Here is a 24,962-nt window from a genome sequence, read left to right as displayed (position 1 = left end):
GGGGTTGAAGTGCTTGCCGCTCGCGCGCGTTCTACGCGGCCGCCTGCGGGAGCCCGAGCAGCACCGACTCCATCGCGAGTGCGGAGCGGGCGTTGGCTCGGGTCTCGGCGCCGACGATCACGCCGTGCTCGATGAAGTAGGTGTGCGTCGCGAGCGCGGCCACGGCCTTCGCGTTCTGCTCCACCATGAGGATGGGAATGCCGGACTCGGCGATGGCCTTGACCTTCGCGACGATCTGGTCGGTGATGATCGGCGCGAGCCCCATCGACGGTTCGTCGAGCAGCAGCATCCTGGGCGACGCCATCAGCGCGCGGCCGAAGGCGAGCATCTGCTGCTCGCCGCCGCTCAGCACGCCCGCGGGCGCGTCGCTGCGCTCCACCAGGATCGGGAACATCGCCTCGACCATGCCCAGAAGCGACATGCGCTTTGCACGCGACGGCTCCGAATAGGCGCCCAGCAGCAGGTTCTCGCGCACCGTCAGCCGGCCGATGATGCGCCGGCCTTCGGGCACCTGGACGAGGCCGAGCTGCACGATCCGGTGCATCGGCAGGCCGGTGATGTCCTGCCCGGCGAAGCGGATCCGGCCACGCTTGGGGCGAACCGCGCCGCAGATCGCATTGAGCGTCGACGACTTGCCCGCGCCGTTGGGGCCGAACAGCACCGCGACCTGCCCGCTGTCGACGGACAGGTTCAGGTTTTCCACGGCGAGGTGGTGGCCATAGCGCACGTCGAGGCTCTCGATCTCAAGCAGCGCTGCCATGGCCTTCTCCGAGGTAAGCCGTACGGACCACGTCGAGCGCCGCCGTCTCGCCGGGCGCGCCGCGCGCGATGACCTGGCCGAAATTCAGCACGATCAGTTCGTCGCACAGGCCCACGAGCAGGGGCACGTCATGCTCGACGATCACCATCGCCATGTCCTTGCTGACGACGGAACGCACGGACTGCGCGACGTCCCGGCGTTCTTCGTTGTTCATGCCGGCCATGGGCTCGTCGAGCAGCAGCACGTGCGGGGTGCGTGCGATGGCGCGGGCGATCTCCACGCGGCGACGCAGGCCGTAGGGCAGCAGGCCGACTTTCGTCGCCGCGTACTTGCGCAGGCCGAGGCGGTCGATCGCGCCGTCGACCTGTTCGGCGTGCGACTTCGCCTTCGCGGCTCCCGCGTGGTCGACGCCCGCAGCCACGTTCTCCCACACCGTCAGCGTCTCGACGAGCCGGATCAGCTGGAACGTGCGCGAGATGCCGCCGTGGAAGAAGGCCTCCGGCGTGGTCGCGCGCGGCGGCTCGCCGGCGATCCGGATGCGCCCCTCGGTCGGCTTCACGACGCCCGACAGCACGTTGAGCAATGTCGTCTTGCCCGACCCGTTGGGCCCGATCATTCCGTAAACCTTGCCGGGCTCGAACGTGAGCGAAACGCCGCTCAAGGCCTTGACGCCGCCGAAGCGGACCGAGATGTCCTCGGCGCTGAGGGCTGCGACCGTCATGCTTCGACCTTCGCCTGAACGGGCTCGTCCGCCTTGGCGTCGCGACGGCTCGACCACGAGGCGCGGGCGTCGTGCCACAGGCCCACGAGTCCGCCCGGCACGTAGATGATCATCACGACGATGATGATCCCCTGCACCATGAGCCGCCAGTCGTTGCTGACGAAGCCCAGGAGGTACGGGAAGGCCGTGACCAGCGCCGCGCCGAGCAGCGGCCCCATGAAGCCGCCCACGCCGCCGAGAACGATGACGGTCAGGCCATCGACGACGAGCTTGAATCCCCCCTGGTCGGGGGCGATGAGGTTGAACAGCATTGCGCTGCATGCGCCGGCGAGCCCGCCCAGCACCGAGCTGAGCACGAATGCGGAAGCACGCGCGCGGCCGGTGTGGATGCCCAGCGTGCGCGCAAGCACCTCGTCGGTCCGCATGTAGGCCAGCGTCCGGCCCGCGCGGCCGCGTTCCGTGAGATACACCAGCAAGGTGACGAGCGCGGCCACGGCGAAGAGCGACGCGGTCGACATGACCGGCGGAATCCCGTAGAGGCCGGTCGAGCCGCCCGTGACCGTCTTCCAGCTTCTCGCGATCGCCTGCACGAGCAGCACGAACGAGAGCGTGGCCATCGCGAGGTAGAGCGAGCGCAGGCGCGCGAGCACCAGCGCGAGGCCCAGCCCGATCACCGCGCTGACGCCGGCTGCCGCCAGCAGCGAGAAGACAGGGGAGACGCCCGCGATCGACATCTTGCCGGCGACGTACGCGCTGATCAGCCAGGTGCCCACGCCCGCGACGGAGAACGCGCCGGAGCGCAGCGACGTGTAGAAGCTGAAGCCGATCATCGCCATGACGAGCCACGCCTGGACGAGCGACTCGTAGCGCGCGAAGAGGGACAGGTCCGTCATGGACGCTCCCACTGGCCCTGCGCGAAGATGCCGCCGGGACGCAGGATGAGGATGACCAGCGCCACCACGAACGGAACCGTGTACGCGAGGCTCGGGTCGCCGTAGTTGACCGTGGCCGAGACGATGGCGGCGAGAAGGTAGGAGCCGAGGATCGTGCCGCCCACGCTGCCCACGCCGCCGAGGATGATGGCCGTGAACGCCATGATGATGAGCGGCTCGCCCATGTGCGGATCGATGGCGCCGATGCGAAGGCACAGCAGCAGGCCGGCGAGCGCGGCCAGCGCGCCGCTGACGGCCATGGTGACGATGGAGAGCTTCGACGCCGAAATGCCGAGCAAGCCGCAGGTGTACGGGTCGTGCGCGAGCGCGCGCAAGGCGGGCGCGTGACGGCTGTACTTCATGAACAGCATCAGGCCGACGCCGATGACGAGCGCCACGCCGATGATGATGATGTCGATGTTCGTCGCGTCGAGACCCGCGAGCGGGACGAGGGTGCGCTCGAAGACGGCCGTCGGGATCGACACCGCCAGGCCCTGCGTGATGTTGATGGCGAGCACGACCAGCGCCGTCCCCGCGCCGATGCTCGCGATGACGATGGAAAGCTCGGCCTGGTGCGGATCCGCCGTGCGTTTGCGGATGGGCGCGAACACCGCGACTTCGAGGACCACGTTCAGTACGATCCCGGTGACCATCGCGACGCCCAGCAGCGGAAGGAAGGGCAGGCCGAGATGCTGCGCGGCCAGCCAGGAGCCCAGCGCGCCGGCCATGAAGACTTCGGCATGCGCGATGTTCAGCGTGTTCATCACGCCCCAGGACAGGCTGAGGCCCAGCGAGAACAGCATGTAGATCGTGCCGAGGACCAGGACGTCGAAGAGGAAGCTGGCGAACATCGGCTAGCTCCGCACGGCCGGCGACGCCAGGAAAAGGGAAGACGACGCTGCGGGCGTGGGCATGGCATCGATCCTAGGCGGCTGCTCTTTTTTGTCAAATGGTTTGTCCTTTTAAAGAACCCGTTCCTAGGGTTTGTCAGGAGAGGGCCTGACACGGCTCACGGAAGTATGTACTTGACAAACCTATGTACATGCTTACAGTGTTGCTTGACAGGCCGGTGTAAAGTTGTTGAGGGCGCTTTTCCCTAGCGGAAAGCGCCCTCAGTTGCTTTAGTATCGTAAGGATGGGACGTGACAACCTTGATTGCTGAGCGCGGGATCGCCCCTTGGAGGCGACGCCTGTTCTTGCCCGCTTACAAGGTAGCGGACGCAGCGCGTTATGCCGGCATATCTGGTCAGACCATCCGCAACTGGCAGGTATCCACCGATTTCCACCGCCCAGCCATCGCGGAGCGTGAAAGCGGAACCGCGCTCAACTACCTGCAGCTTGTGGAGGTGGCTTTTGTCGCCGCAATGCGCCGTGCTGGCGTGAAGTTGCAGGAAATCAAGAACGCGCGCGAGTACGTTGCCTTGCAACTGCAGTCTGAATATCCGTTTGCTGAGAAGAGCTTCAAAACGGACGGTAAGGACATTTGGATGTCGCTCGACAACTTGGTTGCGGGCGAGTCAAAGTCTAAGTTGGTGAAGGTCAACAAAGGCGGCCAAATTGCATGGGCTGAGATTGTTGAGACCAAGTTCACCGAGTTCGAGTATGAGGAAGACCTCGCGGTCCGCTGGCATGTTGCAGGGCCGCATTCTCCCGTCGTCATTGATCCCCGTGTGTCCTTCGGGGCGCCTATGGTCAGAGGCATTGCCACTTGGGCAATCAAAGGCCGCTGGACTGCGGGAGAGTCCTTGAAAGACATCGCTGAAGATTTTTTGTTGCAGTCGGATCAAGTGACCGAGGCCTTGAGGTTTGAGGGCATCGACTTGTCTCAACTCAGGGCGTGGCACTAAGGCTTTACTTCGACAAGAACGTAGGGACCAAGCTGCCAGCGGTGCTGGAGCAGCTTGACCTCTCTGTGGCTTGGCATCAGATGAAGCAGGCCAAGCTTGGGGTTACGGGTCCGAGTTGCAATGACCAACTCTTTCATGACGAAGAAGCGGATGACGTTTGGCTTGCAGACGTCGGTGCGCGTGGCTGGGTAGTTTTTAGCCACGACCGCAAATTTCATAAGATCGGCTTCGAGTCCGAGCTTTCCGCTATCAAGCAGCACAATGTTGGATGCTTCTATCTGTGGGGCGGCAGCGCTAAGAAGTACGAAAAGGCGCAGTGCTTCTTTCGCGCCTATGATCGAATTTTGAGGGCGATTGCGACTACGCCGCGCCCGTTCATTTACGACGTTCAGCGGAGCGGTCGGTTGAAGAAGGTGAAGATCCCATGAGCGAATCGAAGCCCGCCCCAAAGCCGCCTCAGTTCGATGACGTACTGAAGCGCATGCTCTCATCCCCGCCGAAGCAGCACAAGGACGAGAAGAAGCCGGAAAAGAAAAGCCCGCCGAAGCGGGCTTGAGAGTATCGGCCTTACAGCCAATACTGGAGTGCAAGGGTAATGGCAATCACGGTGGTAATCAGGGGAGCTGAGAACGACACCTTGAACGACTTACCCCATTGCAGCGTCAGCTTGAACATGGTTTTCACCTTGTCAAAACTGGCGAGGCCTCGCCAACGTTTATGAGTCGGCGTATTTCTATTCGCGCCCTTCGAGAAGGCGCTAGCTCTCGACCTACCTAGGATGGCTTCGAGCATCGGCTTAGACACTTTTGGTTGGCCTCGCGCCCCGCTTACGCTGATTAGCTTGAAGTAGTTCAAGCCCCCGGAGCGGCCGGTACAGGGTAGGTTGGCTCCTAGGTGTCCGCACCTTTAGCGGCTGGTGAGGCCGCATTCGCCCCGTCACCACGGAGCGAAACCTAGACACTCGGAAGATACAGGCCGCAGCGGTCGCAGACAAGCATGGACAAGTCTGCGTTGTGATGCGGGTCGAATCGCAGGCGACGAACGACTCCGAAGACGCGCCCAGCACGCAGGGCAATGCTCCGCGCCGTTGACCGTCTTGTAGCCGGATCGAAAGCGAATCGAGTCCGCAATCTCCGCTAGCTTGTTCGCGAGCGGAGAGGGGACAGGCTCACGGCGCTTGGAAGTTAAGCCGCCGATAGGTCAGGCGCTTGCCGGTGATGCCCTTCAGGGCTGCGTCGGTGCGCTCGATGTCATTGACGCCGAGAGATTGGCGGTTGTTCCAGCGGAAGTCGAATTCGTTGGCGTAGCGTTGAAGGTGCTGCTCCGAGACGCTGTGGAACGTGCCGACCAGCCCGCGCTTGAGGATGGCGAAGGACGATTCGGCGGTGTTGCTGGAAACGTCGCCACGGACGTATTCCTCTTTCGAGTGGTTGACTGCCTCGTGACTGGCGAAGTGACGGCCGATCTTCTTGTAGTGGCCGGCCTCGTCCGTCATGAGACGAGCGGACTTCGAGACGTTGCCCTTGAGGATCGGGCCAAGGGTTGCGCCTGTGACGTTGGGAACGTGGATCGTGCGCTTGGCACCTTGGCGCTCGACCAGCGAGAAGATTTTCATCTTGGGCGAGTAGCCGCCGCCAGTCTTCGCGGGGTACTTGATGCCTTCGGAATCCTTGGCGGTGCCCCAATACGTTTCGTCGGCTTCAACGATGCCGGACGAGCCGGGACCGCCGAGAAGATTGGTCGGATTGGTGGTCATGGCTTCGCGGATGCGATGCGACATGAACCAAGCGGTTTTGTAGGTGACGCCGAGCATGCGCTCAAGCTGCTTGGCCGAAATGCCCTTCTTGCTCGCGCACATGAGATGCACGGCCTGAAGCCAGACGTTGAGGGCGATCTTGGAGCGCTCGAACAAGGTTCCGACCGTGACGGTGAACTGATCGCGGCAGTCCTTGCACTTGTAGAGGCCAGGACGGTGCTTCGTGCCTTCGAGCTTGTAGGCGGTGCCGATAACGCCGCAATGAGGGCAAACGGGGCCATGCGGCCAGCGCAGAGCTTCCAAGTATTCGCGGGCCTTGTCCGCGTCTTGGAAGTGGGGCTGGTTCTGGATTGCGTTTGCCATGCCTGAACTATAGAACTTCAGGCGGGTTTGTCAAGTACATACTTCCGACGGCTCAGCGCATAACCTCATGCATCTTTTGCATAGGAATGCGTGCGTTCCATGTTGGCCTTGCGGACGGGCTCCTTAAAATCGACCCCGAAGCCCGATTTCAAAAAGGCGCCGCCGCTGGTTCTCTCCCCGTCGCAGCTCCCTTCCTGAAATCGGTTTTTGAACTTAGGAGCTTCGATGAATTCCCCCGTGATGCAGGGACTGCGCCTCGATACGCCGTCGTACGTGAAGAATGCCCGGCTCATTGCCTGGGTCGCCGACATGGTGGCGCTGTGCAAGCCCGACCAGGTCTACTGGTGCGACGGCAGCAAGGAAGAGTACGACCGCCTCTGCCAGCAACTGGTCGACGCCGGCACCTTCCGCCGGCTCGACGCGCAGAAGCGCCCCAACTCCTACCTTGCGCTGTCCGACCCGAGCGACGTCGCGCGCGTCGAGGACCGCACCTACATCTGCTCGCGGAACGAGGAAGACGCCGGCCCGACCAACAACTGGATGGCGCCCGCGGAGATGCGCGCGACGCTACAGCCGCTGTTCGACGGCTGCATGCGCGGCCGCACGATGTACGTGGTGCCGTTCTCCATGGGTCCGCTCGGCTCGCCCATCGCGCACATCGGCATCGAGCTCTCCGACAGCCCTTACGTGGCCGTCAACATGAAGATCATGACCCGCATGGGCAAGGCCGTGTTCGACGTGCTCGGCGTCGACGGCGAGTTCGTCCCTTGCGTCCACACCGTCGGCGCGCCGCTGGAGCCCGGCCAGAAGGACGTGACCTGGCCGTGCAACGCCACCAAGTACATCGTCCATTACCCCGAGACGCGCGAGATCTGGTCGTATGGCTCCGGCTACGGCGGCAACGCGCTGCTGGGCAAGAAGTGCTTCGCGCTGCGAATCGCCTCCACCATGGGACGCGACGAGGGCTGGCTCGCCGAGCACATGCTGATCCTGGGCGTGACGAGCCCCGAAGGCAAGAAGCACCATGTGGCCGCCGCGTTCCCCTCGGCCTGCGGCAAGACCAATTTCGCGATGCTCATTCCGCCGGCCGGCTTCGAGGGCTGGAAGGTCACGACCGTCGGCGACGACATCGCCTGGGTCAAGCCCAATGCCGATGGACGCCTGTACGCGATCAACCCCGAGGCGGGCTATTTCGGCGTGGCGCCCGGCACGAACACGCTGACGAATCCGAACTGCATGGCCAGCCTGGAACGCGACGTGATCTTCACGAACGTCGCGCTGACCGACGACGGCGACGTGTGGTGGGAAGGCATGAGCGAAGCGCCCGCGCACTGCATCGACTGGCAGGGCAAGGACTGGACGCCCCAGATCGCGAAGGAAACCGGCGCGAAGGCCGCGCACCCGAACGCGCGCTTCACCGTGCCCGCCGTGAACAACCCCGCGCTCGACGCGGCGTGGGACGACCCGAAGGGCGTGCCCATCGACGCGTTCATCTTCGGCGGCCGCCGCTCGACGACCGTGCCGCTCGTGACCGAGGCGAACGACTGGGTCGAAGGCGTGTACATGGCCGCGACCATGGGTTCCGAAACGACGGCTGCGGCCGGCGGTGCGCAGGGTGTCGTGCGCCGCGATCCGTTCGCCATGCTGCCCTTCACCGGCTACAACATGAGCGACTATTTCCAGCACTGGCTGTCGCTCGGCCAGAAGCTGAAGGCCGCCGGCGCGAAGATGCCGCGCATCTACACGACCAACTGGTTCCGCAAGGGCGAGGACGGCAAGTTCGTCTGGCCCGGCTACGGCGAGAACATGCGCGTGTTGAAGTGGATGATCGACCGCATCGAGGGCCGCGCGCAGGGCGAGAAGCACGTCTTCGGCGTGAGCCCGACCTACGAGGAAATCAACTGGACCGGCCTGGATTTCAGCCGCGCGCAGTTCGGCCAGGTGATCAGCCTCGAGAAGGCCGCATGGGTGAAGGAGCTCGAGTTGCACGCGGAACTCTTCAAGCAGCTGGCTTACCACCTGCCCAAGGAACTCACGGAGACCAAGGCTCGGATCGAGAAGCGCCTGGCAGCCTGATCGGGTTCGCGCCGCCCAAGAAAAAAGCCACCGCATGCGGTGGCTTTCTTGCACCTGCGCTCGCGCTCAGTACATCTTGCGCAGGTCGCGGCCGGCGCGCTCCATGGCGCGGCTCAGATCCGCCATGACGCGCGCATCGTTCTGCGCGACCTTCCACAGCTTGGCGTCTTCGGCGGCTTCCCTGCGAACGACCGCGGCGGCGCGCAGGCTGTTGCGCACGCGCATCGTCGCGGCACGCACGGGCGTCGCGAACAAGGCCAGGCCGGCGAAGCCGATGGCCCACAGGGCCACCCAGGCGGCCATCAGGTGGCCATCGGTCCAGGTCTGGACGAGCTCGTTCGCAACCACCAGCAACGCGGAAGCGATGGCCGCGAGCAGCATCGTCGCGGCGCCCCGGGCGCCGTCGAATCGACGGGTGGTGTTGCGGATCACGTCCGCCGTGCGCTCCAGGCGCAGGACGGCGCCGTGTTGCGTGGGGTAATCGACGTGGACGAATTTCATGGTGTTTCCCTCTCCTAGCGCTGCGGCGAAATGCCGATTGCGTAGGCGAATACTAGGGTGAACCCTGATATGTTTCCAATTTAGATTAGTGATGACTATCATTCACGGCATGAAGTCCACCAACTTCCGGACCCTGGATCTGAACCTGCTGCGCGTGTTCGATCAGGTCATGGCGGAGCGCAATCTGACCCGCGCGGCGCGCAACCTGAACATGACGCAGCCCGCCGTGAGCAATGCACTCAACCGCCTGCGCGATTCGCTGGGCGACCGGCTGGTGGTGCGCAGCGGCTATGGGGTGGAGCCGACGCCCCGGGCGCTCGGGCTCTGGCCGGCGGTCGCCGAGGCGCTGCGCCAGCTCGAGTCGTCGCTGAGCCCGGGCGAATTCGTCGCGTCGGAGGCCAACACCTCGTTCATCCTGTCCATGGCCGATGCCACCGCGGCCGAGATCATGCCCGGGCTCGTGGAGATCATCGAACGCGACGCACCGGGCGTGTCGATGAAGACCCTGCCGCTCGCGACGCGCGACCCGCGGCGCCTGCTCGACGAAGGCACGATCGACCTCGCCGTCGGCTACTTCCCGGCCGTGCTGGCCGCCCTGAGCGCGCAGGCGCAGACGGGCGGCATCGCGCCGTTCGACCATCTACGGCTCTACGAGGGCGAATACGTGTGCGTCATGCGCGAAGGCCATCCGCTGTCGAGCGGCCCGCTGACGCTCAAGCGCTACTGCAACGCCCACCATCTGCTCGTCAGCTTCTCGGGACGTCCCTTCGGCTTCGTCGACGAAGCCCTGGCCTCGCTCGGCCAGAAGCGCCGCGTCGTGCTCACCGTCAACCAGTTCTACACCGCAGGGCGTGTGGTGGCGACGTCGGACCTGCTCACCGTCTTGCCGCGTCATTTCGTCAGCGTCACCGGCATGGCGAGCGCGCTGCGCGTGCGCGAGCTGCCGTTCAAGCTGTCGCCCGTCCACGTCGACGCGCTCTGGCACCGCCGGCAGGCGCAACGCAGCGATCACGCATGGTTGCGGCTCGCCGTTGCCGCCGCCGCGCGCAAGGCCTTCGACACGTAGCGCGGGCCGCACAATACGCCTGTGAAGATCCAGCTGTTTTCCGACCTGCACCTCGAGTCGCATTCCGCCCTGCATCCACTGCCCGCCCCGGAGGCCGAACTGCTCGTGCTCGCCGGGGACATCGGCTCGTACCAGCGCGGCTCGCGTCTGGCGGAGGACGACTTCGGGCTCGCTCGTTTCTCGCCGCTGCGGGGCTGGCCCGTTCCGGTGCTCTTCCTGCCCGGCAATCACGAATACGACGGGCTCGACTTCGACCAGACGCACGCGCGGCTGCGCGAAACCTGCGAACGGCTGGGCATCGGCTGGCTCGAACGCGAAGTCGTCGTCATCGGCGATGTCCGCTTCGTCGGCACCACGCTCTGGACGGACTTCGACGCGCTCGCCGACGCGCCGGGCGCGGCGCCGCTCACGGACGAGAAACGACTCGAACAGCGGCACAAAGCGTTCCGTGCGGCCAACTACTATCTCCAGAAGATGTCCGCCATGCGCGGTGGACGCCCGCTCCTGGCCGAGGGATGGCGCGAACTGGCGCTCGAGTGCCAGCCCTGGCTGCGGGCCGCGCTCGCCCGGCCCTTCGAAGGGACGACGGTGGCCGTGACCCACTTCGCCCCGAGCCTTCGCAGCGCCGACCCGCGCTACGGCATCGTCCCGGGCACGGCCGGGTTCTGCAATTCGCTCGACGACCTTCTGCCCCTGGCCGATTTCTGGATTCACGGCCACCTGCACTGCCAGCAGGATTACACCGCCGGCCGCTGTCGCGTGGTCGCCAACACGCTCGGCTATGCGGTCAAGGGCGAACAGGCAGGATTTCGCGAAGATTTCGTCCTCGATCTGTCCGCGTTACAACCGGCCTGAGTCTTTACAAGCCGGCGCTTGAGAATTCCGGGCGTGTCGCCACACTCATCGCATGAGGCGCAACAAGCACCATCGGTTCGAAATGCTGGCATGGATCGTGGCCGTCGCCGTGTCCGTGCTGTTCGCGGCGCTCGGGCCGGACGCCTCGGGCCTGCACAATTTCTTCACGCACGATTCGATCATCCTGAACGGCCCGCGCTGAGGCGCGCACGGTTCATTCCAAGGCCGCTTCGGCCGCGCGCGTCAGCGCGGCGGTGAGTTGGTCCAGCACCTCGGACTCGAGGTTCCAGCAGTGCCAGTAGAGCTGCACGTCGACCGAGTGGCCCGGCGCGATGTCGACAAGCTGCCCCTGCTCCAGCAAGCCGTGCGCGAGCAGCCGCGGCACCACGCTCGCGCCCCATGAAGCAAGCACGGCGCGCACCTGGCCCTCCGAACTCGGCACGAGCAGATGCTTGAGCGCGACGCGCTTGAGTCCGAACGCCCGGCCCACGAACTCGGACTGCATGTCGTCCTTGCGGTTGAAGGCGACGAAGGGCATGTCGCGGAAGTTGTGCGCGGTGAGGCCGCCCGGACAATGCATGCGCGCGTAGTCCGGATGCGCGATGGCGACGTAGCGCATCGCCCCCAGCGGCAACACCTTGCAGCCGCGCAGCGCCTGCTTGACCGTGGTGACGCAACCCAGCACCTGGCCTTCGCGCAGCCATTCGTGCGTGAAGTCCTGGTCGTCGGCGATGATCTCCAGCGGCAGCCCCTGCCGCGCGAGGTCGGTGAGAGCGGGCAGCGCCCAGGTGGCGATGCTGTCGGCATTGACGGCCACCGAGATCCGCTCCTCTTCCCTCGTGCCACCGCTCGACGCGGGCGCCAGCTCGCGCATGTCCCGCTCGAGGTCGGCGCGCAGCAGCCTCAGCTGTTTCGCGTGCTTCAGCAGCAGGTGGCCGGCCGGCGTGATGCGCAGCGGCCGGCTGCGCACGATCAGCACCGTGCCCACCTGCGCTTCCAGGGCTCGCAGTCGCTGGGACACGGCGGACTGGGTGATCGACAGGCGCTGCGCCGCGCGCTCGAAGCCGCCCTCCTCCACGATCGCGGCGAGGCATTCGAGGGCTGCCGGGTCATAGGTGCTCATATTAGCGTTCCTGATCTTTTCTCTGATAGTTTAATGACGCTTCTCGAAATCGCCGCCGGGCCCCACACTTTCCATCCATGAAAGTACTCGTTCTCGGCGCCGGCATCATCGGCATCAGCACCGCGTGGCACCTCGCCGAGCGCGGCCACGACGTCGTCGTCGTCGACCGGCAGAAGGATGCGGCGCTGGAGACGAGTTTCGCCAACGCGGCCCAGATCTCGGTGAGCTACTGCGAGCCCTGGGCCAACAAGCACGCGCCCGCCAAGCTCGCGAAGTGGATGTTCCGCAACGACGCGCCGCTGCTGTTCCGTCCGCAGCTCGACTGGCAGCAATGGCGCTGGGGCCTCCAGTTCCTGACCCAGTGCAACGACGCCGCGTTCGAACGCAACGTCGCGCAGCTCGTGGCGCTCGGCAACTACAGCCACGCGGCATTGAAGGACGTGGTGCGCTCGACCGGCATCGAATACCAGCGGCTCACGCGCGGCATCGCGCACTACTACACCGACGAGGCTTCGTTCGCCGCGGCCGGCGAAGCAGCGGGGATCATGCAGCGGCACGGCGTGAACCGCCGCGTGGTGGACAAGGAAGAACTCTTTCGCATCGAGCCCGCGTTCCGCTCGTTCGCGCACCGCATCGTGGGCGGCACGTACACGCCGAGCGACGAGAGCGGCGACGCTCGCGTCTTCACGCAGGAACTCGCGGCGCGCTGCGCGGCGCGCGGCGTGCAGTTCCTCTACGGCCGCGACATCGAGCGACTCGAGACGGCCGGCGGCGAAGTCACCGCCGTGCATATCCGCGAGCGCGAAACCGGCGCGGTACAGCGCTTATCGGCCGATGAAGTGGTCGTGGCCTGCGGGTCGTTCTCCGCGCCGCTGCTGCGCACCGTCGGCGTCGATCTGCCGATCTATCCCGGCAAGGGCTACAGCGCGACCTTCAAGCTGAAGAAGCCCGGGCTCGCGCCCTTCGTGAGCACCATCGACGACGAGCTGAAGATCGCGATGAGCCGGCTCGGCGACGAGCTGCGCGTCGCGGGCACCATCGAGCTGTCGGGCTGGAACCTCTCGCTCGACACGGACCTGGCGAAGGCGCGTTGCCGCATGCTGGCCCAGCGCATCGAAGCGGTGCTGCCCGGCGTATGCGACACCCGCCTCCCCGAAGAAGGCGGCAACCCGCGCTTCTGGACCGGCCTGCGGCCGTCGACACCGACGAACGTGCCCTACATCGGCCGCACGAAAGTCGGCAAGCTCTGGGTGAACGCGGGCCACGGCACGCTGGGCTGGACGCACGGCGCGGGCTCGGGCAAGGCAATGGCCGAACTCATCGGAGGCCGGATGCCGGCGATGAATTTCAGGTTCCACGGCATCGCGCAGCCTTCGCTCGAACTGCGGACGGCGTGAATAGCCATCATCCCGCGAAGGCGGGGACCAAGACTTTCAAGGCGTTGTCGGGGCGCCCTGGATTCCCGCCTACGCGGGAATGACGTTCAGTGCGGCCCAGAGCTTCGCCGACGTCAGCGGCATCTGCAGGTCGCGCGCGCGCTCGGGAAAGCCCGCGCGAGCCACCGCATCGGCCACAGCATTCACGATGCACGGCGTCGCGCCGATGGTGCCGAGCTCGCCCACGCCCTTCACGCCCAGCGGATTGTTCTTGCAGGGAACCGTCTGGTCCATCTCGGTCACGAACTCGCAGTCCATGATGTCCGCGCGCGGCGCCGCATAGTCCATGAGGCTGCCCGACACGGGCTGCGAGGTCTCAGGGTCGTAGACCATGTGTTCGCACAGCGCCTGCCCGATACCCTGCACCGCGCCGCCATCGAGCTGGCCGCGCACGATCATGGGGTTCACCACGCGGCCGACGTCGTTCATGCTCGCATACGCGACGACACGTACTTCGCCGGTGGCCGGGTCGAGCTCCACCTCGCTCACGTGGCAGCCATTGGGCCAGCTCGCACCCGCCACCGTGGTCGTGCTGTCGATGTGGATGCGCTGCTCCGGCTGCTTGCCGGCGAGCGAGAAGATGTCGATCGACAGGTCCGTGCCCTTGACCTTGAAGCGCCCCCCCGCGTAATCGAGATCGTCCGCCGCCGCCTCGAGCGCCTGCGCCGCGAGCTGCCGGGACCGATCGAGCGTCTTCACGGCGCCCTCGCGCAAGGCCGAGCCGCCCGTGAAGAGCGAGCGCGATCCCGCGCTGCCGAAACCGTCGCCCCGATCGGTGTCGCCGAGCACCACCTTCACTTGCGACATCGGCACGCCGAAGACGTCGACGACCAGCTGCGCGAGCGTCGTCGCGATCCCCTGCCCCATCGCGTTCACGGCGGAATACGCCTCGATCATGCCGTCCGGCTGCACGGTGACCGTCACCCGCTCCTCGAACGAATTGCCCGAAGTCCATTCGAGGAAGGTCGCGATGCCGAGTCCGCGCACCTTGCCGCGCGCGCGGCTCGCGGCGGCACGCGCTTCGAAGCCCGGCCAGTCCGCGAGCGCCAGCCCCTCGTCCATGATCTTCTCGAACTCGCCGACGTCGTAGGTCTGGCCCATCGGGTTCGTGTACGGCATCCGCTCGGGCCGCAGGAAGTTGCGGCGGCGCAGCGCGATGCGGTCGATGCCCGTCTGCCGCGCGGCTTCGTCCATCAGGCGTTCCATCAGGAAGATGGCCTCGGGCCGCCCCGCGCCGCGATAAGCGCCGATCGGCGCGGTGTTCGTCAGCACCGTCTTCAGATGGAAGTCGATGACCGGCACGTCGTACACGCTCGTCTGCACCCACGGCCCCACCATGAGCGCGATGACGGTTCCGGTGCCGGTCGCGTAGGCGCCGACGTTGGCCATCGAGCGCAGGCGCAGCGCGAGGATCGCGCCATCGGCCGCGAGGGCGAGTTCGGCGCGCTGGCGAACGTCGCGGCCGTGCGTGGCCGAGAGAAACTCCTCGCTGCGGTCCGACGCCCACTTCACCGGACGCTTCAGCCGGTGCGCACACCACGCGACGACCGCGTCCTCAGGATAGATTCCGGTCTTCATGCCGAAGCCGCCGCCGACATCGGCGACGATCACACGCACCTGGTCGCGCGGCAGGCCCAGCACGTCGTTGCACAGCGAGTTGCGAACGCCCGAGGGCATTTGCGTGCTCATGCGGATCGTGAGCCGCCCGTCCTGCGCCACCCAGGCGAGGACCGCACGGGGCTCCAGCGCGAGCGCGACCACGCGCTGGTTCTCGACTTCGAGCTTCACGACGTGAGCGGCCTGCGTGAACGCGGCCTCGGCCTTCGCCGCGTCGCCGTGGCGGATCTCCGCGGCGATGTTGTCCGGCGCTTCGTCGCACAGCGCCGCGGCGCCGCTTGCGGTCGCTGCGTCGACGGTGACGGCGGCGGCGAGTTCCTCGTACTCCACCGAGACGGCTTCGGCTGCATCGCGCGCCTGCTCCAGCGTCTCGGCCACGACCGCGACGACCGCTTCGCCGACGAAGCGCACCCGTTCGTGGGCGAGCGGACGGCGCGGCGGCGTGGCGCCGGGCGCGCCGCCGGCCCGCTTGAACGCGGGATTGCCGGGAATCGGCCGGACGCCTGCGGCGAAGAGCTCCGCGCCCGTGACGATCATCGCGACGCCCGGCATCGACGCCGCAGCGCCGGTATCGATGGACACGATCCGCGCGTGCGGATAAGGCGAGCGCACGAACACGATGCGAAGCTGCGCTTCGGGCGCGGCATCGTCCGTGTACTGGCCCTGGCCCTTGAGGAGAACGTCGTCCTCGATGCGGCGCACTGCGGCGCCGCTGCCGTAACGCGCGGGAATGTCTTGGCTCATGAGCGAAGAGTCTCGCCGATTTCGACCTGCCGCGCAGCCTATGGATTGCGGGCGGCGGAGTCCGAGAGCTTGCCGGCCATCCAGCGCAGCAGGTCGATCCACATCTGGCGCATCTCCGAGTCGAGCGGCGTGCGCATCGCGTTCGGCAGCTCGATGGTCACGACCGGCACGCCCTTGTGGACGCCGCCGTAGTTGCCGAGCGAGCCGGGGAAGATGCCGACCTGGTCGAGGTAGAGCCGACCCAGCTTCGATGGCGGCGTGGACGGCCCGTCGAAGTCGAGCACGCCATAGGGCGCGTGGATCGCGACGATGAGGTGCGGCTTGAAGTCGCGCATCTGCTCGAAGAGAAAGCGGCTCTCCGGCTCCGACAGGGGCTTGGGTCCCGGCCAGCGGCGGGGGTCCTTCTTCGTGCGCTGCTGCCAATAGATCGCCGCGTCGCGCTCCCAGTTCGGCGTGGGGAAGTTGCGGTTGAGGTCCACGCCGCTCGCGTTCATGCGGCGCGGAGGATGCGCGAGCACGCCGTCGGGGTTGAGCACCGGGACGAAGCGCCAATGCACCGGCTGCGGCATCGCGGGCATCTGCTCGCTCGCGAGCTTCATCCAGTGGAACGCCAGCGACGACGACGAAAGTTCGTCGCCGTGGATGGCGCCGGTAACCAGCACGCGGATCTTCGGCTGCTCGGCCTTGATGTCGCGCACGTAGAGCGGCACGCCGCGCACCGAGCGCACGCGGCTGTCCACGAGCGCGGCCGATTCGCACAGCGACCGCGGCACGTTGGGAAGCTTGCCGACGAAGTACGAGCACGGGTCGGCGCGGGAGGGAGCGGCGGCGCTTCCGGCCGGACCGGACGCGGTGAGCGCGAGCGCGAGGGAAAGGAGGCAGCAGGCGAGCCGGGACTTCATTCGGCCCCTCGGTGATCCGTCATTCGTCTTTCTCTCCGGCTTCGTACAGGGTTTCGCGGCCCATCCGGTCGAGCACGAGCTCGGCCGTCCACGGCAGCATGAGCGAGCCGCAGCGGCTGTCGCGGTACAGGCGCTCCAGCGGCAGGTGCTTCATCATGCTCTGGCCGCCGCAGGTGCGGATGGCGAGCCGCGCGATGTCGTTGGCGCCTTCCATCACGGTGTACTGCGCCGCGTAGAGCCGCATTCGTTCGTCCTTCGAGGGGTGGGGCCGCGCTTCGGTCGCCGCCCGCAGGAAGACGCTCTTCATCTGCTCGAGCTGGATCCGCATCTGCGCCACGGCGATCTGCTTCGTAGGATACATGCGGCGGCGGACCGGCGGCTCGCCCGGGATTTCGCCGCGCAGGTAGCGCACCGTGAAGTCGTAGGCCGCGTTCGCGATGCCGAGGTAGGTGGGCGCGAGCGTGAAGAACATCGCCGGCCAGGTCTGCGCCGCCTTGAAATACACGCCGCGCGGCATGAGCTGTTCATGATCCGCGACGAACACCTCCTTGAACAGCAGGTTGCGGCTCACGGTGCCGCGCATGCCCAGCGGATTCCAGTCGCCGGCGACGGTGAGGCCCGCGGCCGTCGCCGGCACCGCAAGGTACAAGGTGTCGCGCGCGTCGGGGGGCGTGTCGCCTCTGTCCTCGGTGCAGAGCACGCCGTAGAAGTCGGCGGCGCCGGAGAGCGATGCAAAGATCTTGCGGCCATTCACGACCCAGCCGCCGTCGACCTTGCGCGCCGTCGTGCCGAAGGGGGCGCGGCCCGCGGCGGCGGCGCTGCCTTCGGAAAACGGTTGCGCATAAACCGCGCCGTCCGTCACCACGCGCGCGAAATGCAGGCCGCGCCGCGCCTCGTGCTCGGCGCGCTGCGCATCCGGCATCGCGACGCCGTCGGCCAGCAATCCGGTCCAGAGGGTGGACGACACATGCATGTTCCACGTGAGCGCGGTCGCGCCGCAGAACCGCCCGAGCTCCGCGGCCACCATCATGTAGGTGGAATAGTCGGCGCCGAGCCCGCCGCTCGCGCGCGGCACGCAGATCGCGAGCAGGCCGGCGGCGCGCAGGTCGTCGTAGTTCGCGAAGGGGAAGCTCGCCTCCTCGTCCCACTTCGCCGCGCGGGGCGCGAACTTGTCGCGTCCCAGCTCATGCGCGCGCGTCAGCAAGTCGCGCTGCAAGGGCGTGAAGGCGTGGTCGCCGACGGCGGGCGTGAAGCTCAGGGCCGGCGTCTCGATCATCGCCGCGCCTTCAGTGAAGCTGGCGCGGCAGCGCGAGGAAGTTGAGGACGAGGCGGTCGAACTCTTCCGGCGCCTCGAGATTCATCAGGTGTCCGATGCCCGGCATCTCCATGTACGTGCTGCGTGCGATGGCGGCATTCATCTTGCGCATCACGGCGGGCGGCGCATTGCGATCGTTCTCGCCCGCGATCAGGAGCGTGGGCACATGGATGTTCGCAAGCGCCGCGCGCCGGTCGAAGGTCACGAGGCATTCGAGCGCGCGCCGGTACGTGGACGGCGGCACGAGGCTCATGCAGTGCTTCGCGAGCCGCACGCCCTCGGGCAGCGAGCCGGGGCCGATCATCTGGGGCACGATCACCTCGGCAAGCTGCGCCATGCTCTGCCCTGCATCGAGGGGCGCGGTGCGCTGCGCGATGAACTCGCGCTGCCAGTCGCCATCGGGCTTGCCGAACGAGGGCGAGGTGCCGCACAGCACGAGCCTGCTCACGAGCTCCGGCCGGCGCGCCACGACCTCCTGCGCCACCATGCCGCCCATGCTGTGGCCGATCAGGACGACGTGGCCGCAGTTCAGCGCCTCGATCAGCGCGATGCAGCTCTGCGCGAGCGCCATGAAGGTGTAGGGCTCGACCGGCGTGCTGTGGCCGTAACCCGGCATGTCCCACGCGACGGCGCGATAGCCGGCGGTCGCGAAGGTCTCGGTCTGCGGCGCGAAGGCGAGGTGGCCGCCGCCCACGCCGTGCAGCATGAGCACGGTGGGGCCGCCACCGAGCGCGGTGAATGCGGGAACGGGCGTCATGGAATCAACCTTCCTGCCTCGACGACGGCAGCGCCGTCGAGGCGAACAGTGCAGCCGGCGAGCGGCAGGTCGAAATGGCCGGCGGTGTGCCGACCCGCGACCTCGTTCGCGCCGGTGCTGTAGAGGAAATTGCCGGCCACCGCGCGCAGCTCGGTGCCGTTGAAGTCGCGCTTGTCGTACAGCGCCATGCTGTCCCAGCGCGCATTCGCGTTGAGGCCGTAGCCGACATGGCTCACGGCGTAGGCTTCGCGGTCGCCCCAGGCTTCGATGTAGCTGCGCATGAGCTTCGCATCAACGCTATCGCCTTCGATGCGCGTGACGTAGTCATTTTCGATGCGCAGCGTCACCGGCCGCTCCACGGCGCGCTTGAACGTGAGGTTGACGTCGCCTTCGGCGAGCACCAGCGTGCCGTTGACGCTGCCCGACGCGGGGAATGCGAGCGCGAGGCCGCCCGGCCAGTGCGTCATGGTGCCGGGCCGCACGGTGTAGCCCCAGTTGCCGCCGCAGGTCGCGCCGTCGAGCGCGATCGTGAGGTCCGTTCCGTGCGCGGACGTGACCTGCATGCGCTTCGCGCCGCGCAGACGCTTCACGTGCTCCTTTACAAGCGGCTCCAGCGCGGGCGTCGGCACCAGGCGCGCTAGCGCTTCGGGATGCTCGTTGCTGACGTAGAGGACGCGCGCGCCGCCCTTCAGGATGGCGGGCAATTCGGGCGCATGCATGAGGCCCTCGACCGTGCAGTCGACGACGAGCGTGCTGCCCGCGAGCGCAGCGACGGCCGGCTGCAGCTGCTGCAGCACCGCCGAGGCGCCCGTGGAGCGCGCCACCGGCAGCGAGGCGCTGAACACGCTGGGCATGACGATGCTGAACACGCGCGCGCCGAGGCGCGAAGCGGCCAGGCGCACCAGATCCGGCAGCACGGGTCGGCTCTGGCTCTCGCTGAGCACCGCCACGGCGTCGCCGGGCCGCAGCGCGCAGAGTCGCAGCACGGACTCGAAGGCGTCCAGCCACGCCGGTTCCAGGGTCTTTTCCTGCAGCATGTCGAATGGGTTCGGACCATAATACATGAAGATTCATGCAATGCCGATTGCCGATTTGAAACCGCTCGCGCGCCAGGCCCAGGCTCCCACGTTCTCCGCGGCCGAGTTCCGCGCCGCGCTCGGCATGTTCGCGACCGGCGTGACCATCGTCACCGCCCGCACCGATGACGGCCGCGTAATCGGCCTCACCGCCAACTCGTTCAACTCCGTCTCGCTCGATCCGCCGCTCGTGCTCTGGAGCCTGTCGCAGGCCGCGGCCTCGCTCGCCGTGTTCCGCGCGGGGTCGCACTACGCGATCAACGTGCTCGCCGCCGACCAGCGCCTCCTGGCCGAGCGGTTCGCGCGCCGGGGCGAGGACCGCTTCACCGGCGTCGATTTCGACGAAGGCGCGGGCGGCGCGCCGCTGCTGCACGGTTCGGCCGCCACCTTCGAGTGCTTCAACCGCAGCCGGTACGACGAGGGCGACCACGTCATCTTCGTGGGCGAGGTCGAGCGCTGCACGCGCCGCGAGGGCGCCGCGCCGCTGCTCTTCCACGGCGGGCGTTTCTACACGGAACATCCGCTGTGAAGGCCCGCACGCCAGCCCGCTTCGTCGACGGCTACCTCGGCTACCTGCTCGGGCAGGCGAACCATGCGCTGTACAAGGGCTTCGATGCCCAGGTGCGTGCCGCGGGGCTGAGCTCCATCGAATGGCGCGTGCTCGCGACCCTGCACGACGGCGAGCCGCTGACGGTGAGCCAGCTCGCGCACGAGGTGCTGTCGAAGCAGCCCACCGTGACCAAGCTCGTGCAGCGCATGGGCGAGCAGGGCTGGGTGACGTTGCTGGCCGACCCCGCCGACCAGCGCCGCACGCTCGTCAAGGCGACGGCGGCCGGCCGGCGAATCGCGCGGCCGCTGGTCGACAAGGCGCGCGCGCACGAAGACAAGCTCTTGCGCTCGCTGGGCGCTTCGGAGAAGACCGCGCTGCGCAAGCTGCTGGTGAAACTCGCCGCGGGCGAAGCGCCCCGGAGCCGGGCGCTACCATCGGGCGAATGACAACGCGGCACGACCATCTCGATCGCCTCGCGATCGGCTTGCTGATCGCGTGCTGCGCCTTCTGGGGGCTGCAGCAGATCCTGATCAAGTCCATCGTCGACGAGGTGCCGCCGCTCTGGCAGGCCTCGTTGCGATTCGTCGTCGCCACGGGCCTGCTGGGCGCCTGGTGCGCATTGCGCGGCGTGAGGCTGTTCGCGAAGGACGGCACGCTGGGGGCGGGGCTGCTCGCCGGCACGCTGTTCGCCGGCGAGTTCGTCTGCATCTACCTCGGACTGCGCGACACCACCGCGTCGCGCCTCACGGTGTTCCTCTATACCTCGCCCTTCGTCGTGGCGCTGCTCATGCCGCGCATCATGCCGTCGGAGAAGCTGCGCGGCGTGCAATGGGCCGGGCTCGCCATTGCATTCGCGGCCGTGGTCGTCGCGTTCAGCGAGGCGTTCACGGGCTCGGTGACCGCGAAGGGATTGCGCGGCGACGCACTCGCGCTGGCGGCCGGCACGCTGTGGGGGCTGACCACGATCGTGATCCGCGCCTCGGCGCTCGGCAGCGCCTCGGCGGAAAAGACGCTCTTCTACCAGGTGGCGGTGACGGCGGTGGTCGCCCCCCTGCTGTCGCTTTCGCTCGGCGAGACCTGGTCGCTGGAGTACTCGGGCTACGCCTGGCTCTCGCTGGGCGCGCAAACGGTCGTCGGCGCTTTCGCGAGCTACCTCGTGTGGATGTGGATGCTGCGCCACTACCCCGCGACGCAGATGGCGTCGTTCACTTTCCTCACGCCCGTCTTCGCGCTGGTGTTCGGCGTGGCGCTGCTGGGCGAGCCGCTGACCGTGCGGCTGGTGCTGGCGCTCGCCGGCGTCGCGGTGGGCATCGTGCTGGTCAACCGCAGGAAGGCCTGAGTCCGGCAGCGCTCAGGCCGTGCGTTCGCGGCTGCGCGCCAGCGCGATGTACCAGTCGAGACTCGCGGGGTTCGCCATCGCATCCTTGTTCACGACTTTCTCGGGCGGCTGGCCGAGCAGGAGCTTCTTCACCGGCAATTCCTGCTTCTTGCCGCTGAGCGTGCGCGGAATCTCGTCGACCTGGTAGATCGCGTCGGGCACGAAGCGCGGCGAGAGCGCGGTGCGGATCGCCTGCACGATCTCCGCGCGGATCGCATCGTCGAGCGCCAGGCCCGGCCGCAGGACGACGAACAGCGGCATCCAGCTCTCGCGGCCCAGGAATTCGAGGTCGACCACCATCGAGTCGAGCACCTGCGGCAAGGCCTCGACCGCCGCATAGATTTCGCTCGTGCCCATGCGCAGGCCGTGGCGGTTGATCGTCGCGTCGCTGCGGCCGTAGATGACGCAGCTGCCCGTGGGCGTGACCTTCAGCCAGTCGCCATGCCGCCAGACGCCGGGGTAGGTGTCGAAGTACGACGACAGGTAGCGCGCGCTGCCTTCGTCGTTCCAGAAGCGAAGCGGCATCGACGGAATCGGCGCCGTACACACGAGCTCGCCCACCTCGCCGATGACCGGGCTCCCGTTCTCGTCCCAGGCCTCGACCGCGCAGCCGAGGAGCCGGCACTGCATCTCCCCGGGCACGAGCGGCAGCTCGCGGTTGCCGCCGATGAACGCGGCCGCGAAGTCGGTGCCGCCCGAGATGTTCGACCACCACATGCCGGGGCGGCCGATGCGCTCGAACTGCGCGTCGCCCCACCGCTGCACGTCGGGTGACAGCGGCGAGCCGGTCGTGCCGAGCGCACGCACGCGGGTGAGATCGCCGCACCGCCCGAGGTCGATGCCCGCCTTCATGCAGTTCGCGAAGAAGGCCGCGCCCGCGCCGAAGAAGGTCGCGCGCGTGTCCGCGGCGAATCGCCACAGCGTCGCCCAGTCGGGCGCCTCGCGGTTCGTTCCGGCCGGGTTCCCGTCGTAGATGCAGCAGGTCGTGCCCAGCAGCAGGCCGGCGACCTGCGCGTTCCACATCACCCAGCCGGTGGAGCTGTACCAGTGGTAACGCTCGCCGAAGCTGTTGGCGTCGTAGCTGCAGCCGATGTCGCTGTGCAGCGCGAGGTTCAGGAGCATCACCAGCACGATGCCGCCGTGGCCATGCACGATGGGCTTGGGCAGGCCGGTGGTGCCGCTGGAGTAGACGATCCACAGCGGATGGTCGAAGGGCAGCCAGCGCGGCTCGAACGCCTGCGCTGCGGTGTCATCGCGCGCGACGCAGGCGTCGAAGTCCGCGGCGCCGTCGGGGCCGTCGGGTCCGGGCGCATCGCGTTGAAGGATGCGCGCGATCACGGTGTGCCGCGCCGAAGGCAGCGCGGCACGCAACTCGGCGACCACCGCCTGGCGGTCGATTTCGCGCCCGCCGTACACCACGCCGTCGCATGCGATCAGGATCTTCGGCTCGATCTGCCTGAAACGGTCGAGCACCGCATTCGTGCCCATGTCGGGGGCGCACAGGCTCCAGATGCCGCCGAGGCTGGCCACCGCGAGGAAGGCGACGATCGCCTGCGGCACGTTGGGCAAGTAGGCGGCGACGCGGTCGCCCGGCTGGAGTCCTTGCGCCTGCAGGTGCAGCGCGAGCGATGCGACCTGCCGGCGCAGCTCCTGCCAGGACAGTTCGCGCGCCTCGCCGCGTTCGTCGCGGCTCACCACCGCCGGCAGTCCGGCCGCCTGCGCCGCATCCACGTGGCGGAATACCTGCTGCACGAAATTGACCTGCGCGCCTTCGAACCAGCGCGCGCCGGGCATGGTCCGCTCGGCGAGCACCGCACGGTGCGGCGTCGGCGAGCGGATGTCGAAATAGTCGCTGATGCTCTGCCAGAACGCCGGCAGGTCATCGACCGACCAGCGCCAGAGCGCGTCGTAACTGTCGAACGAAAGCCCGTGCCGCGAGCGCAGCCAGTCCTGGTACAGCCGGATCCGGGGAACGTGAGGCGCTTGCATCCGCAGGAGCGTAGCAGCGCCGCCTGCCGTGGGCGATTGCGGTTTTCCAGAGCCATGGACAGGTGGCGATGCAGCGCCCGCGATGCGCATGCGCCCGTCCGGCGATACCATCCCAGCCATGCCTTCGATCTGGACCCGCCCCATTTCCCCCGAGATCCTGTCGTCGAACCACCACGAGACCGCCCCCGGCCACATCGGCATGGAGTTCCTCGAAGTGGGCGACGATTTCATCCGCGGCCGCGTGCCGGTCGACCACCGCACGAAGCAGCCTTACGGCATCCTGCACGGCGGCATCAGCGTCGTGCTGGCCGAAACGCTGGGCTCCTGCGGCGCGGCCTACTCGTGCCCGCCCGGACACCGCGCGGTCGGGCTCGACATCAATGCGAACCATCTGCGCGCGGCAAGCAGCGGCTGGGTCACGGGGACGGCCCGGCCCGTGCATCGGGGTCGCTCGACGCACGTGTGGCAGATCGACATGGTGGATGACGCGGGGCGTCCCACCTGCGTGTCGCGCCTCACCATGGCGATCCTGGCAGGGAAGGACTGAGCCTCAGTCCGCGTCTTCGGCCGCGTTGCGCGCGAGGCGTTCGCTCTTCCAGTACACGTCGTCGCCGCCGTTCATCCGGTTGAGCACGCGCGCAAGCACGAAGAGCAGGTCCGAGAGGCGATTGAGATACTGCCTCGGCGCGTCGCGCAGGCTGTCGTGCCGGCCCAGGCCCACGACCGCGCGCTCGGCGCGCCGCGCCACGGTCCGGCACACGTGCGCCTGCGACGCCGCCCGGTTGCCCGCGGGCAGGATGAACTCCTGCAGCCTCGGCAGTTGCGCGTTGTAGCGGGCGAGCGCGGCGTCGAGCGCCTCGACCGCTTCGGCTTTCAGCAGTTCGAAGCCGGGGATGGACAGCTCGCCGCCGAGGTTGAAGAGCTGGTGCTGCACCTCGACGAGGATGTCGCGCACGTCGTCCGGCATCGTCTCGCACAGCAGCACGCCGATGTGCGAGTTGAGCTCGTCGACGTCGCCCATGGCATGTACGCGCAGGCTGTCCTTCGACACCCGCGTGTTGTCGCCAAGGCCGGTGGTGCCGTCGTCGCCGGTGCGCGTGGCGATCTGGGTGAGGCGCTTGCCCATGAGCTCTCCTGTGGATTCGCTCCCATTGTGCGGCAGCCAACCCTCGCGTCCGGGCCGCGCGTAAACTGGCGT

General features: G+C 67.4%; 26 protein-coding genes. 12 read left to right on the top strand and 14 right to left on the bottom strand.

Going from position 1 to position 24,962, the window contains the following annotated elements; translation table 11 throughout:
- Window positions 1-31: 31 nt before the first annotated feature.
- The 4 genes from AB7E83_RS06760 to AB7E83_RS06745 are packed head-to-tail and all read right to left on the bottom strand — an operon-like array spanning window position 32 to window position 3,264.
- Window positions 32-760, bottom strand: a complete 729-nt coding sequence (locus AB7E83_RS06760) for an ABC transporter ATP-binding protein (RefSeq protein ID WP_428566878.1) — start codon at window positions 758-760, stop codon at window positions 32-34.
- The gene (locus tag AB7E83_RS06755) at window positions 744-1,481 is read right to left on the bottom strand and encodes an ABC transporter ATP-binding protein (RefSeq protein WP_428566876.1); all 738 of its coding nucleotides are present in this window, start codon (window positions 1,479-1,481) and stop codon (window positions 744-746) included. The genes AB7E83_RS06760 and AB7E83_RS06755 overlap by 17 nt, the downstream gene beginning before the upstream one ends.
- Complete coding sequence (locus tag AB7E83_RS06750) at window positions 1,478-2,374, bottom strand: branched-chain amino acid ABC transporter permease (protein WP_428566873.1); 897 nt, start codon at window positions 2,372-2,374, stop codon at window positions 1,478-1,480. The genes AB7E83_RS06755 and AB7E83_RS06750 overlap by 4 nt, the downstream gene beginning before the upstream one ends.
- Window positions 2,371-3,264: a branched-chain amino acid ABC transporter permease gene (locus AB7E83_RS06745; RefSeq protein ID WP_428566870.1), complete on the bottom strand. Its 894-nt coding sequence runs from the start codon at window positions 3,262-3,264 to the stop codon at window positions 2,371-2,373. Before AB7E83_RS06745 ends, AB7E83_RS06750 begins: the two co-directional genes overlap by 4 nt.
- 291 nt (window positions 3,265-3,555) lie before the next feature.
- Here AB7E83_RS06745 and AB7E83_RS06740 point away from each other — a divergent pair, with 291 nt between their 5' ends.
- Genes AB7E83_RS06740 through AB7E83_RS06730 form a run of 3 tightly spaced genes read left to right on the top strand, consistent with a single transcriptional unit; the run spans window position 3,556 to window position 4,816 of the window.
- A complete protein-coding gene (locus AB7E83_RS06740; RefSeq protein ID WP_428566867.1) occupies window positions 3,556-4,260 on the top strand; it encodes a DUF433 domain-containing protein in 705 nt (234 codons plus the stop codon).
- Window positions 4,251-4,688 (top strand): hypothetical protein, encoded by a 438-nt coding sequence (locus AB7E83_RS06735; RefSeq protein ID WP_428566864.1) that lies wholly within the window; start codon window positions 4,251-4,253, stop codon window positions 4,686-4,688. Before AB7E83_RS06740 ends, AB7E83_RS06735 begins: the two co-directional genes overlap by 10 nt.
- Window positions 4,685-4,816 (top strand): hypothetical protein, encoded by a 132-nt coding sequence (locus tag AB7E83_RS06730; RefSeq protein WP_428566861.1) that lies wholly within the window; start codon window positions 4,685-4,687, stop codon window positions 4,814-4,816. Before AB7E83_RS06735 ends, AB7E83_RS06730 begins: the two co-directional genes overlap by 4 nt.
- Window positions 4,817-5,428: 612 nt before the next feature.
- Here AB7E83_RS06730 and AB7E83_RS06725 read toward each other — a convergent pair.
- The gene (locus tag AB7E83_RS06725; protein ID WP_428566859.1) at window positions 5,429-6,379 is read right to left on the bottom strand and encodes an IS1595 family transposase; all 951 of its coding nucleotides are present in this window, start codon (window positions 6,377-6,379) and stop codon (window positions 5,429-5,431) included.
- 225 nt (window positions 6,380-6,604) lie between these two features.
- Between AB7E83_RS06725 and AB7E83_RS06720 the strand changes: the two genes are divergently transcribed.
- Entirely contained in the window at window positions 6,605-8,455 is a 1,851-nt protein-coding gene (locus AB7E83_RS06720) for a phosphoenolpyruvate carboxykinase (GTP) (RefSeq protein ID WP_428566856.1), read from the top strand.
- Window positions 8,456-8,521: 66 nt separating this feature from the next.
- Here the strand turns inward: AB7E83_RS06720 and AB7E83_RS06715 are convergent, their stop codons facing one another.
- Window positions 8,522-8,956, bottom strand: coding sequence for a hypothetical protein (locus AB7E83_RS06715; protein ID WP_428566853.1), 435 nt, complete (start codon window positions 8,954-8,956; stop codon window positions 8,522-8,524).
- 109 nt (window positions 8,957-9,065) lie between these two features.
- Between AB7E83_RS06715 and AB7E83_RS06710 the strand changes: the two genes are divergently transcribed.
- The 3 genes from AB7E83_RS06710 to AB7E83_RS06700 are packed head-to-tail and all read left to right on the top strand — an operon-like array spanning window position 9,066 to window position 11,079.
- Window positions 9,066-10,022: a LysR family transcriptional regulator gene (locus AB7E83_RS06710; protein WP_428566851.1), complete on the top strand. Its 957-nt coding sequence runs from the start codon at window positions 9,066-9,068 to the stop codon at window positions 10,020-10,022.
- 21 nt (window positions 10,023-10,043) lie between these two features.
- On the top strand, window positions 10,044-10,877 hold the full coding sequence (locus tag AB7E83_RS06705; protein ID WP_428566848.1) for a metallophosphoesterase: 834 nt from the start codon (window positions 10,044-10,046) through the stop codon (window positions 10,875-10,877).
- A gap of 52 nt (window positions 10,878-10,929) precedes the next feature.
- On the top strand, window positions 10,930-11,079 hold the full coding sequence (locus AB7E83_RS06700; protein ID WP_428566845.1) for a hypothetical protein: 150 nt from the start codon (window positions 10,930-10,932) through the stop codon (window positions 11,077-11,079).
- 12 nt (window positions 11,080-11,091) lie between these two features.
- Here AB7E83_RS06700 and AB7E83_RS06695 read toward each other — a convergent pair whose 3' ends face one another.
- Window positions 11,092-12,000, bottom strand: a complete 909-nt coding sequence (locus tag AB7E83_RS06695; RefSeq protein WP_428566842.1) for a LysR family transcriptional regulator ArgP — start codon at window positions 11,998-12,000, stop codon at window positions 11,092-11,094.
- A gap of 77 nt (window positions 12,001-12,077) precedes the next feature.
- Between AB7E83_RS06695 and AB7E83_RS06690 the strand changes: the two genes are divergently transcribed.
- Window positions 12,078-13,397, top strand: a complete 1,320-nt coding sequence (locus tag AB7E83_RS06690; protein WP_428566839.1) for a D-amino acid dehydrogenase — start codon at window positions 12,078-12,080, stop codon at window positions 13,395-13,397.
- Between the two features lie 69 nt (window positions 13,398-13,466).
- Here AB7E83_RS06690 and AB7E83_RS06685 read toward each other — a convergent pair whose 3' ends face one another.
- Genes AB7E83_RS06685 through AB7E83_RS06665 form a run of 5 tightly spaced genes read right to left on the bottom strand, consistent with a single transcriptional unit; the run spans window position 13,467 to window position 19,808 of the window.
- Complete coding sequence (locus AB7E83_RS06685) at window positions 13,467-15,797, bottom strand: xanthine dehydrogenase family protein molybdopterin-binding subunit (RefSeq protein WP_428566836.1); 2,331 nt, start codon at window positions 15,795-15,797, stop codon at window positions 13,467-13,469.
- A gap of 38 nt (window positions 15,798-15,835) precedes the next feature.
- Window positions 15,836-16,699 (bottom strand): M14 family zinc carboxypeptidase, encoded by an 864-nt coding sequence (locus AB7E83_RS06680; protein ID WP_428566833.1) that lies wholly within the window; start codon window positions 16,697-16,699, stop codon window positions 15,836-15,838.
- A 19-nt stretch (window positions 16,700-16,718) separates the two neighbouring features.
- Window positions 16,719-17,975 (bottom strand): acyl-CoA dehydrogenase family protein, encoded by a 1,257-nt coding sequence (locus AB7E83_RS06675; protein ID WP_428566830.1) that lies wholly within the window; start codon window positions 17,973-17,975, stop codon window positions 16,719-16,721.
- Window positions 17,976-17,985: 10 nt separating this feature from the next.
- Complete coding sequence (locus AB7E83_RS06670) at window positions 17,986-18,771, bottom strand: alpha/beta fold hydrolase (protein ID WP_428566827.1); 786 nt, start codon at window positions 18,769-18,771, stop codon at window positions 17,986-17,988.
- Window positions 18,768-19,808, bottom strand: a complete 1,041-nt coding sequence (locus tag AB7E83_RS06665; protein ID WP_428567094.1) for a peptidase M29 — start codon at window positions 19,806-19,808, stop codon at window positions 18,768-18,770. Before AB7E83_RS06665 ends, AB7E83_RS06670 begins: the two co-directional genes overlap by 4 nt.
- Before the next feature lie 40 nt (window positions 19,809-19,848).
- On the opposite strand from AB7E83_RS06665, the gene AB7E83_RS06660 reads away from it, so the two are divergent.
- Genes AB7E83_RS06660 through AB7E83_RS06650 form a run of 3 tightly spaced genes read left to right on the top strand, consistent with a single transcriptional unit; the run spans window position 19,849 to window position 21,736 of the window.
- Complete coding sequence (locus AB7E83_RS06660) at window positions 19,849-20,376, top strand: flavin reductase family protein (protein WP_428566824.1); 528 nt, start codon at window positions 19,849-19,851, stop codon at window positions 20,374-20,376.
- A complete protein-coding gene (locus AB7E83_RS06655) occupies window positions 20,373-20,843 on the top strand; it encodes a MarR family winged helix-turn-helix transcriptional regulator (protein ID WP_428566821.1) in 471 nt (156 codons plus the stop codon). The genes AB7E83_RS06660 and AB7E83_RS06655 overlap by 4 nt, the downstream gene beginning before the upstream one ends.
- Window positions 20,840-21,736, top strand: coding sequence for a DMT family transporter (locus AB7E83_RS06650; RefSeq protein ID WP_428566819.1), 897 nt, complete (start codon window positions 20,840-20,842; stop codon window positions 21,734-21,736). The genes AB7E83_RS06655 and AB7E83_RS06650 overlap by 4 nt, the downstream gene beginning before the upstream one ends.
- 12 nt (window positions 21,737-21,748) lie before the next feature.
- Here the strand turns inward: AB7E83_RS06650 and AB7E83_RS06645 are convergent, their stop codons facing one another.
- The gene (locus AB7E83_RS06645; RefSeq protein WP_428566816.1) at window positions 21,749-23,764 is read right to left on the bottom strand and encodes an acetoacetate--CoA ligase; all 2,016 of its coding nucleotides are present in this window, start codon (window positions 23,762-23,764) and stop codon (window positions 21,749-21,751) included.
- 118 nt (window positions 23,765-23,882) lie between these two features.
- Here AB7E83_RS06645 and AB7E83_RS06640 point away from each other — a divergent pair, with 118 nt between their 5' ends.
- The gene (locus tag AB7E83_RS06640) at window positions 23,883-24,311 is read left to right on the top strand and encodes a hotdog fold thioesterase (protein ID WP_428566814.1); all 429 of its coding nucleotides are present in this window, start codon (window positions 23,883-23,885) and stop codon (window positions 24,309-24,311) included.
- 3 nt (window positions 24,312-24,314) lie between these two features.
- Here AB7E83_RS06640 and AB7E83_RS06635 read toward each other — a convergent pair whose 3' ends face one another.
- On the bottom strand, window positions 24,315-24,890 hold the full coding sequence (locus AB7E83_RS06635; protein WP_428566811.1) for a cob(I)yrinic acid a,c-diamide adenosyltransferase: 576 nt from the start codon (window positions 24,888-24,890) through the stop codon (window positions 24,315-24,317).
- Window positions 24,891-24,962 lie beyond the last annotated feature (72 nt).

It is taken from the genome of Ramlibacter sp. (assembly GCF_050250995.1).
Taxonomy (GTDB): domain Bacteria; phylum Pseudomonadota; class Gammaproteobacteria; order Burkholderiales; family Burkholderiaceae_C; genus Ramlibacter.
The sequence above is the reverse complement of the archived record's forward strand: the minus strand, read 5'-3'. Positions and strand labels throughout refer to the sequence as shown.

Excerpts from the sequence above, each read along its gene's own strand:
- AB7E83_RS06760 (WP_428566878.1), bottom strand. The coding sequence starts at position 760 with ATGGCAGCGCTGCTTGAGATCGAGAGCCTCGACGTGCGCTATGGCCAC.
- AB7E83_RS06755 (WP_428566876.1), bottom strand. The coding sequence starts at position 1,481 with ATGACGGTCGCAGCCCTCAGCGCCGAGGACATCTCGGTCCGCTTCGGC.
- AB7E83_RS06750 (WP_428566873.1), bottom strand. The coding sequence starts at position 2,374 with ATGACGGACCTGTCCCTCTTCGCGCGCTACGAGTCGCTCGTCCAGGCG.
- AB7E83_RS06745 (WP_428566870.1), bottom strand. The coding sequence starts at position 3,264 with ATGTTCGCCAGCTTCCTCTTCGACGTCCTGGTCCTCGGCACGATCTAC.
- AB7E83_RS06730 (WP_428566861.1), top strand. The coding sequence starts at position 4,685 with ATGAGCGAATCGAAGCCCGCCCCAAAGCCGCCTCAGTTCGATGACGTA.
- AB7E83_RS06725 (WP_428566859.1), bottom strand. The coding sequence starts at position 6,379 with ATGGCAAACGCAATCCAGAACCAGCCCCACTTCCAAGACGCGGACAAG.
- AB7E83_RS06720 (WP_428566856.1), top strand. The coding sequence starts at position 6,605 with ATGAATTCCCCCGTGATGCAGGGACTGCGCCTCGATACGCCGTCGTAC.
- AB7E83_RS06715 (WP_428566853.1), bottom strand. The coding sequence starts at position 8,956 with ATGAAATTCGTCCACGTCGATTACCCCACGCAACACGGCGCCGTCCTG.
- AB7E83_RS06710 (WP_428566851.1), top strand. The coding sequence starts at position 9,066 with ATGAAGTCCACCAACTTCCGGACCCTGGATCTGAACCTGCTGCGCGTG.
- AB7E83_RS06700 (WP_428566845.1), top strand. The coding sequence starts at position 10,930 with ATGAGGCGCAACAAGCACCATCGGTTCGAAATGCTGGCATGGATCGTG.
- AB7E83_RS06695 (WP_428566842.1), bottom strand. The coding sequence starts at position 12,000 with ATGAGCACCTATGACCCGGCAGCCCTCGAATGCCTCGCCGCGATCGTG.
- AB7E83_RS06690 (WP_428566839.1), top strand. The coding sequence starts at position 12,078 with ATGAAAGTACTCGTTCTCGGCGCCGGCATCATCGGCATCAGCACCGCG.
- AB7E83_RS06685 (WP_428566836.1), bottom strand. The coding sequence starts at position 15,797 with ATGAGCCAAGACATTCCCGCGCGTTACGGCAGCGGCGCCGCAGTGCGC.
- AB7E83_RS06680 (WP_428566833.1), bottom strand. The coding sequence starts at position 16,699 with ATGAAGTCCCGGCTCGCCTGCTGCCTCCTTTCCCTCGCGCTCGCGCTC.
- AB7E83_RS06675 (WP_428566830.1), bottom strand. The coding sequence starts at position 17,975 with ATGATCGAGACGCCGGCCCTGAGCTTCACGCCCGCCGTCGGCGACCAC.
- AB7E83_RS06670 (WP_428566827.1), bottom strand. The coding sequence starts at position 18,771 with ATGACGCCCGTTCCCGCATTCACCGCGCTCGGTGGCGGCCCCACCGTG.
- AB7E83_RS06665 (WP_428567094.1), bottom strand. The coding sequence starts at position 19,808 with ATGCTGCAGGAAAAGACCCTGGAACCGGCGTGGCTGGACGCCTTCGAG.
- AB7E83_RS06660 (WP_428566824.1), top strand. The coding sequence starts at position 19,849 with ATGCCGATTGCCGATTTGAAACCGCTCGCGCGCCAGGCCCAGGCTCCC.
- AB7E83_RS06650 (WP_428566819.1), top strand. The coding sequence starts at position 20,840 with ATGACAACGCGGCACGACCATCTCGATCGCCTCGCGATCGGCTTGCTG.
- AB7E83_RS06645 (WP_428566816.1), bottom strand. The coding sequence starts at position 23,764 with ATGCAAGCGCCTCACGTTCCCCGGATCCGGCTGTACCAGGACTGGCTG.
- AB7E83_RS06640 (WP_428566814.1), top strand. The coding sequence starts at position 23,883 with ATGCCTTCGATCTGGACCCGCCCCATTTCCCCCGAGATCCTGTCGTCG.
- AB7E83_RS06635 (WP_428566811.1), bottom strand. The coding sequence starts at position 24,890 with ATGGGCAAGCGCCTCACCCAGATCGCCACGCGCACCGGCGACGACGGC.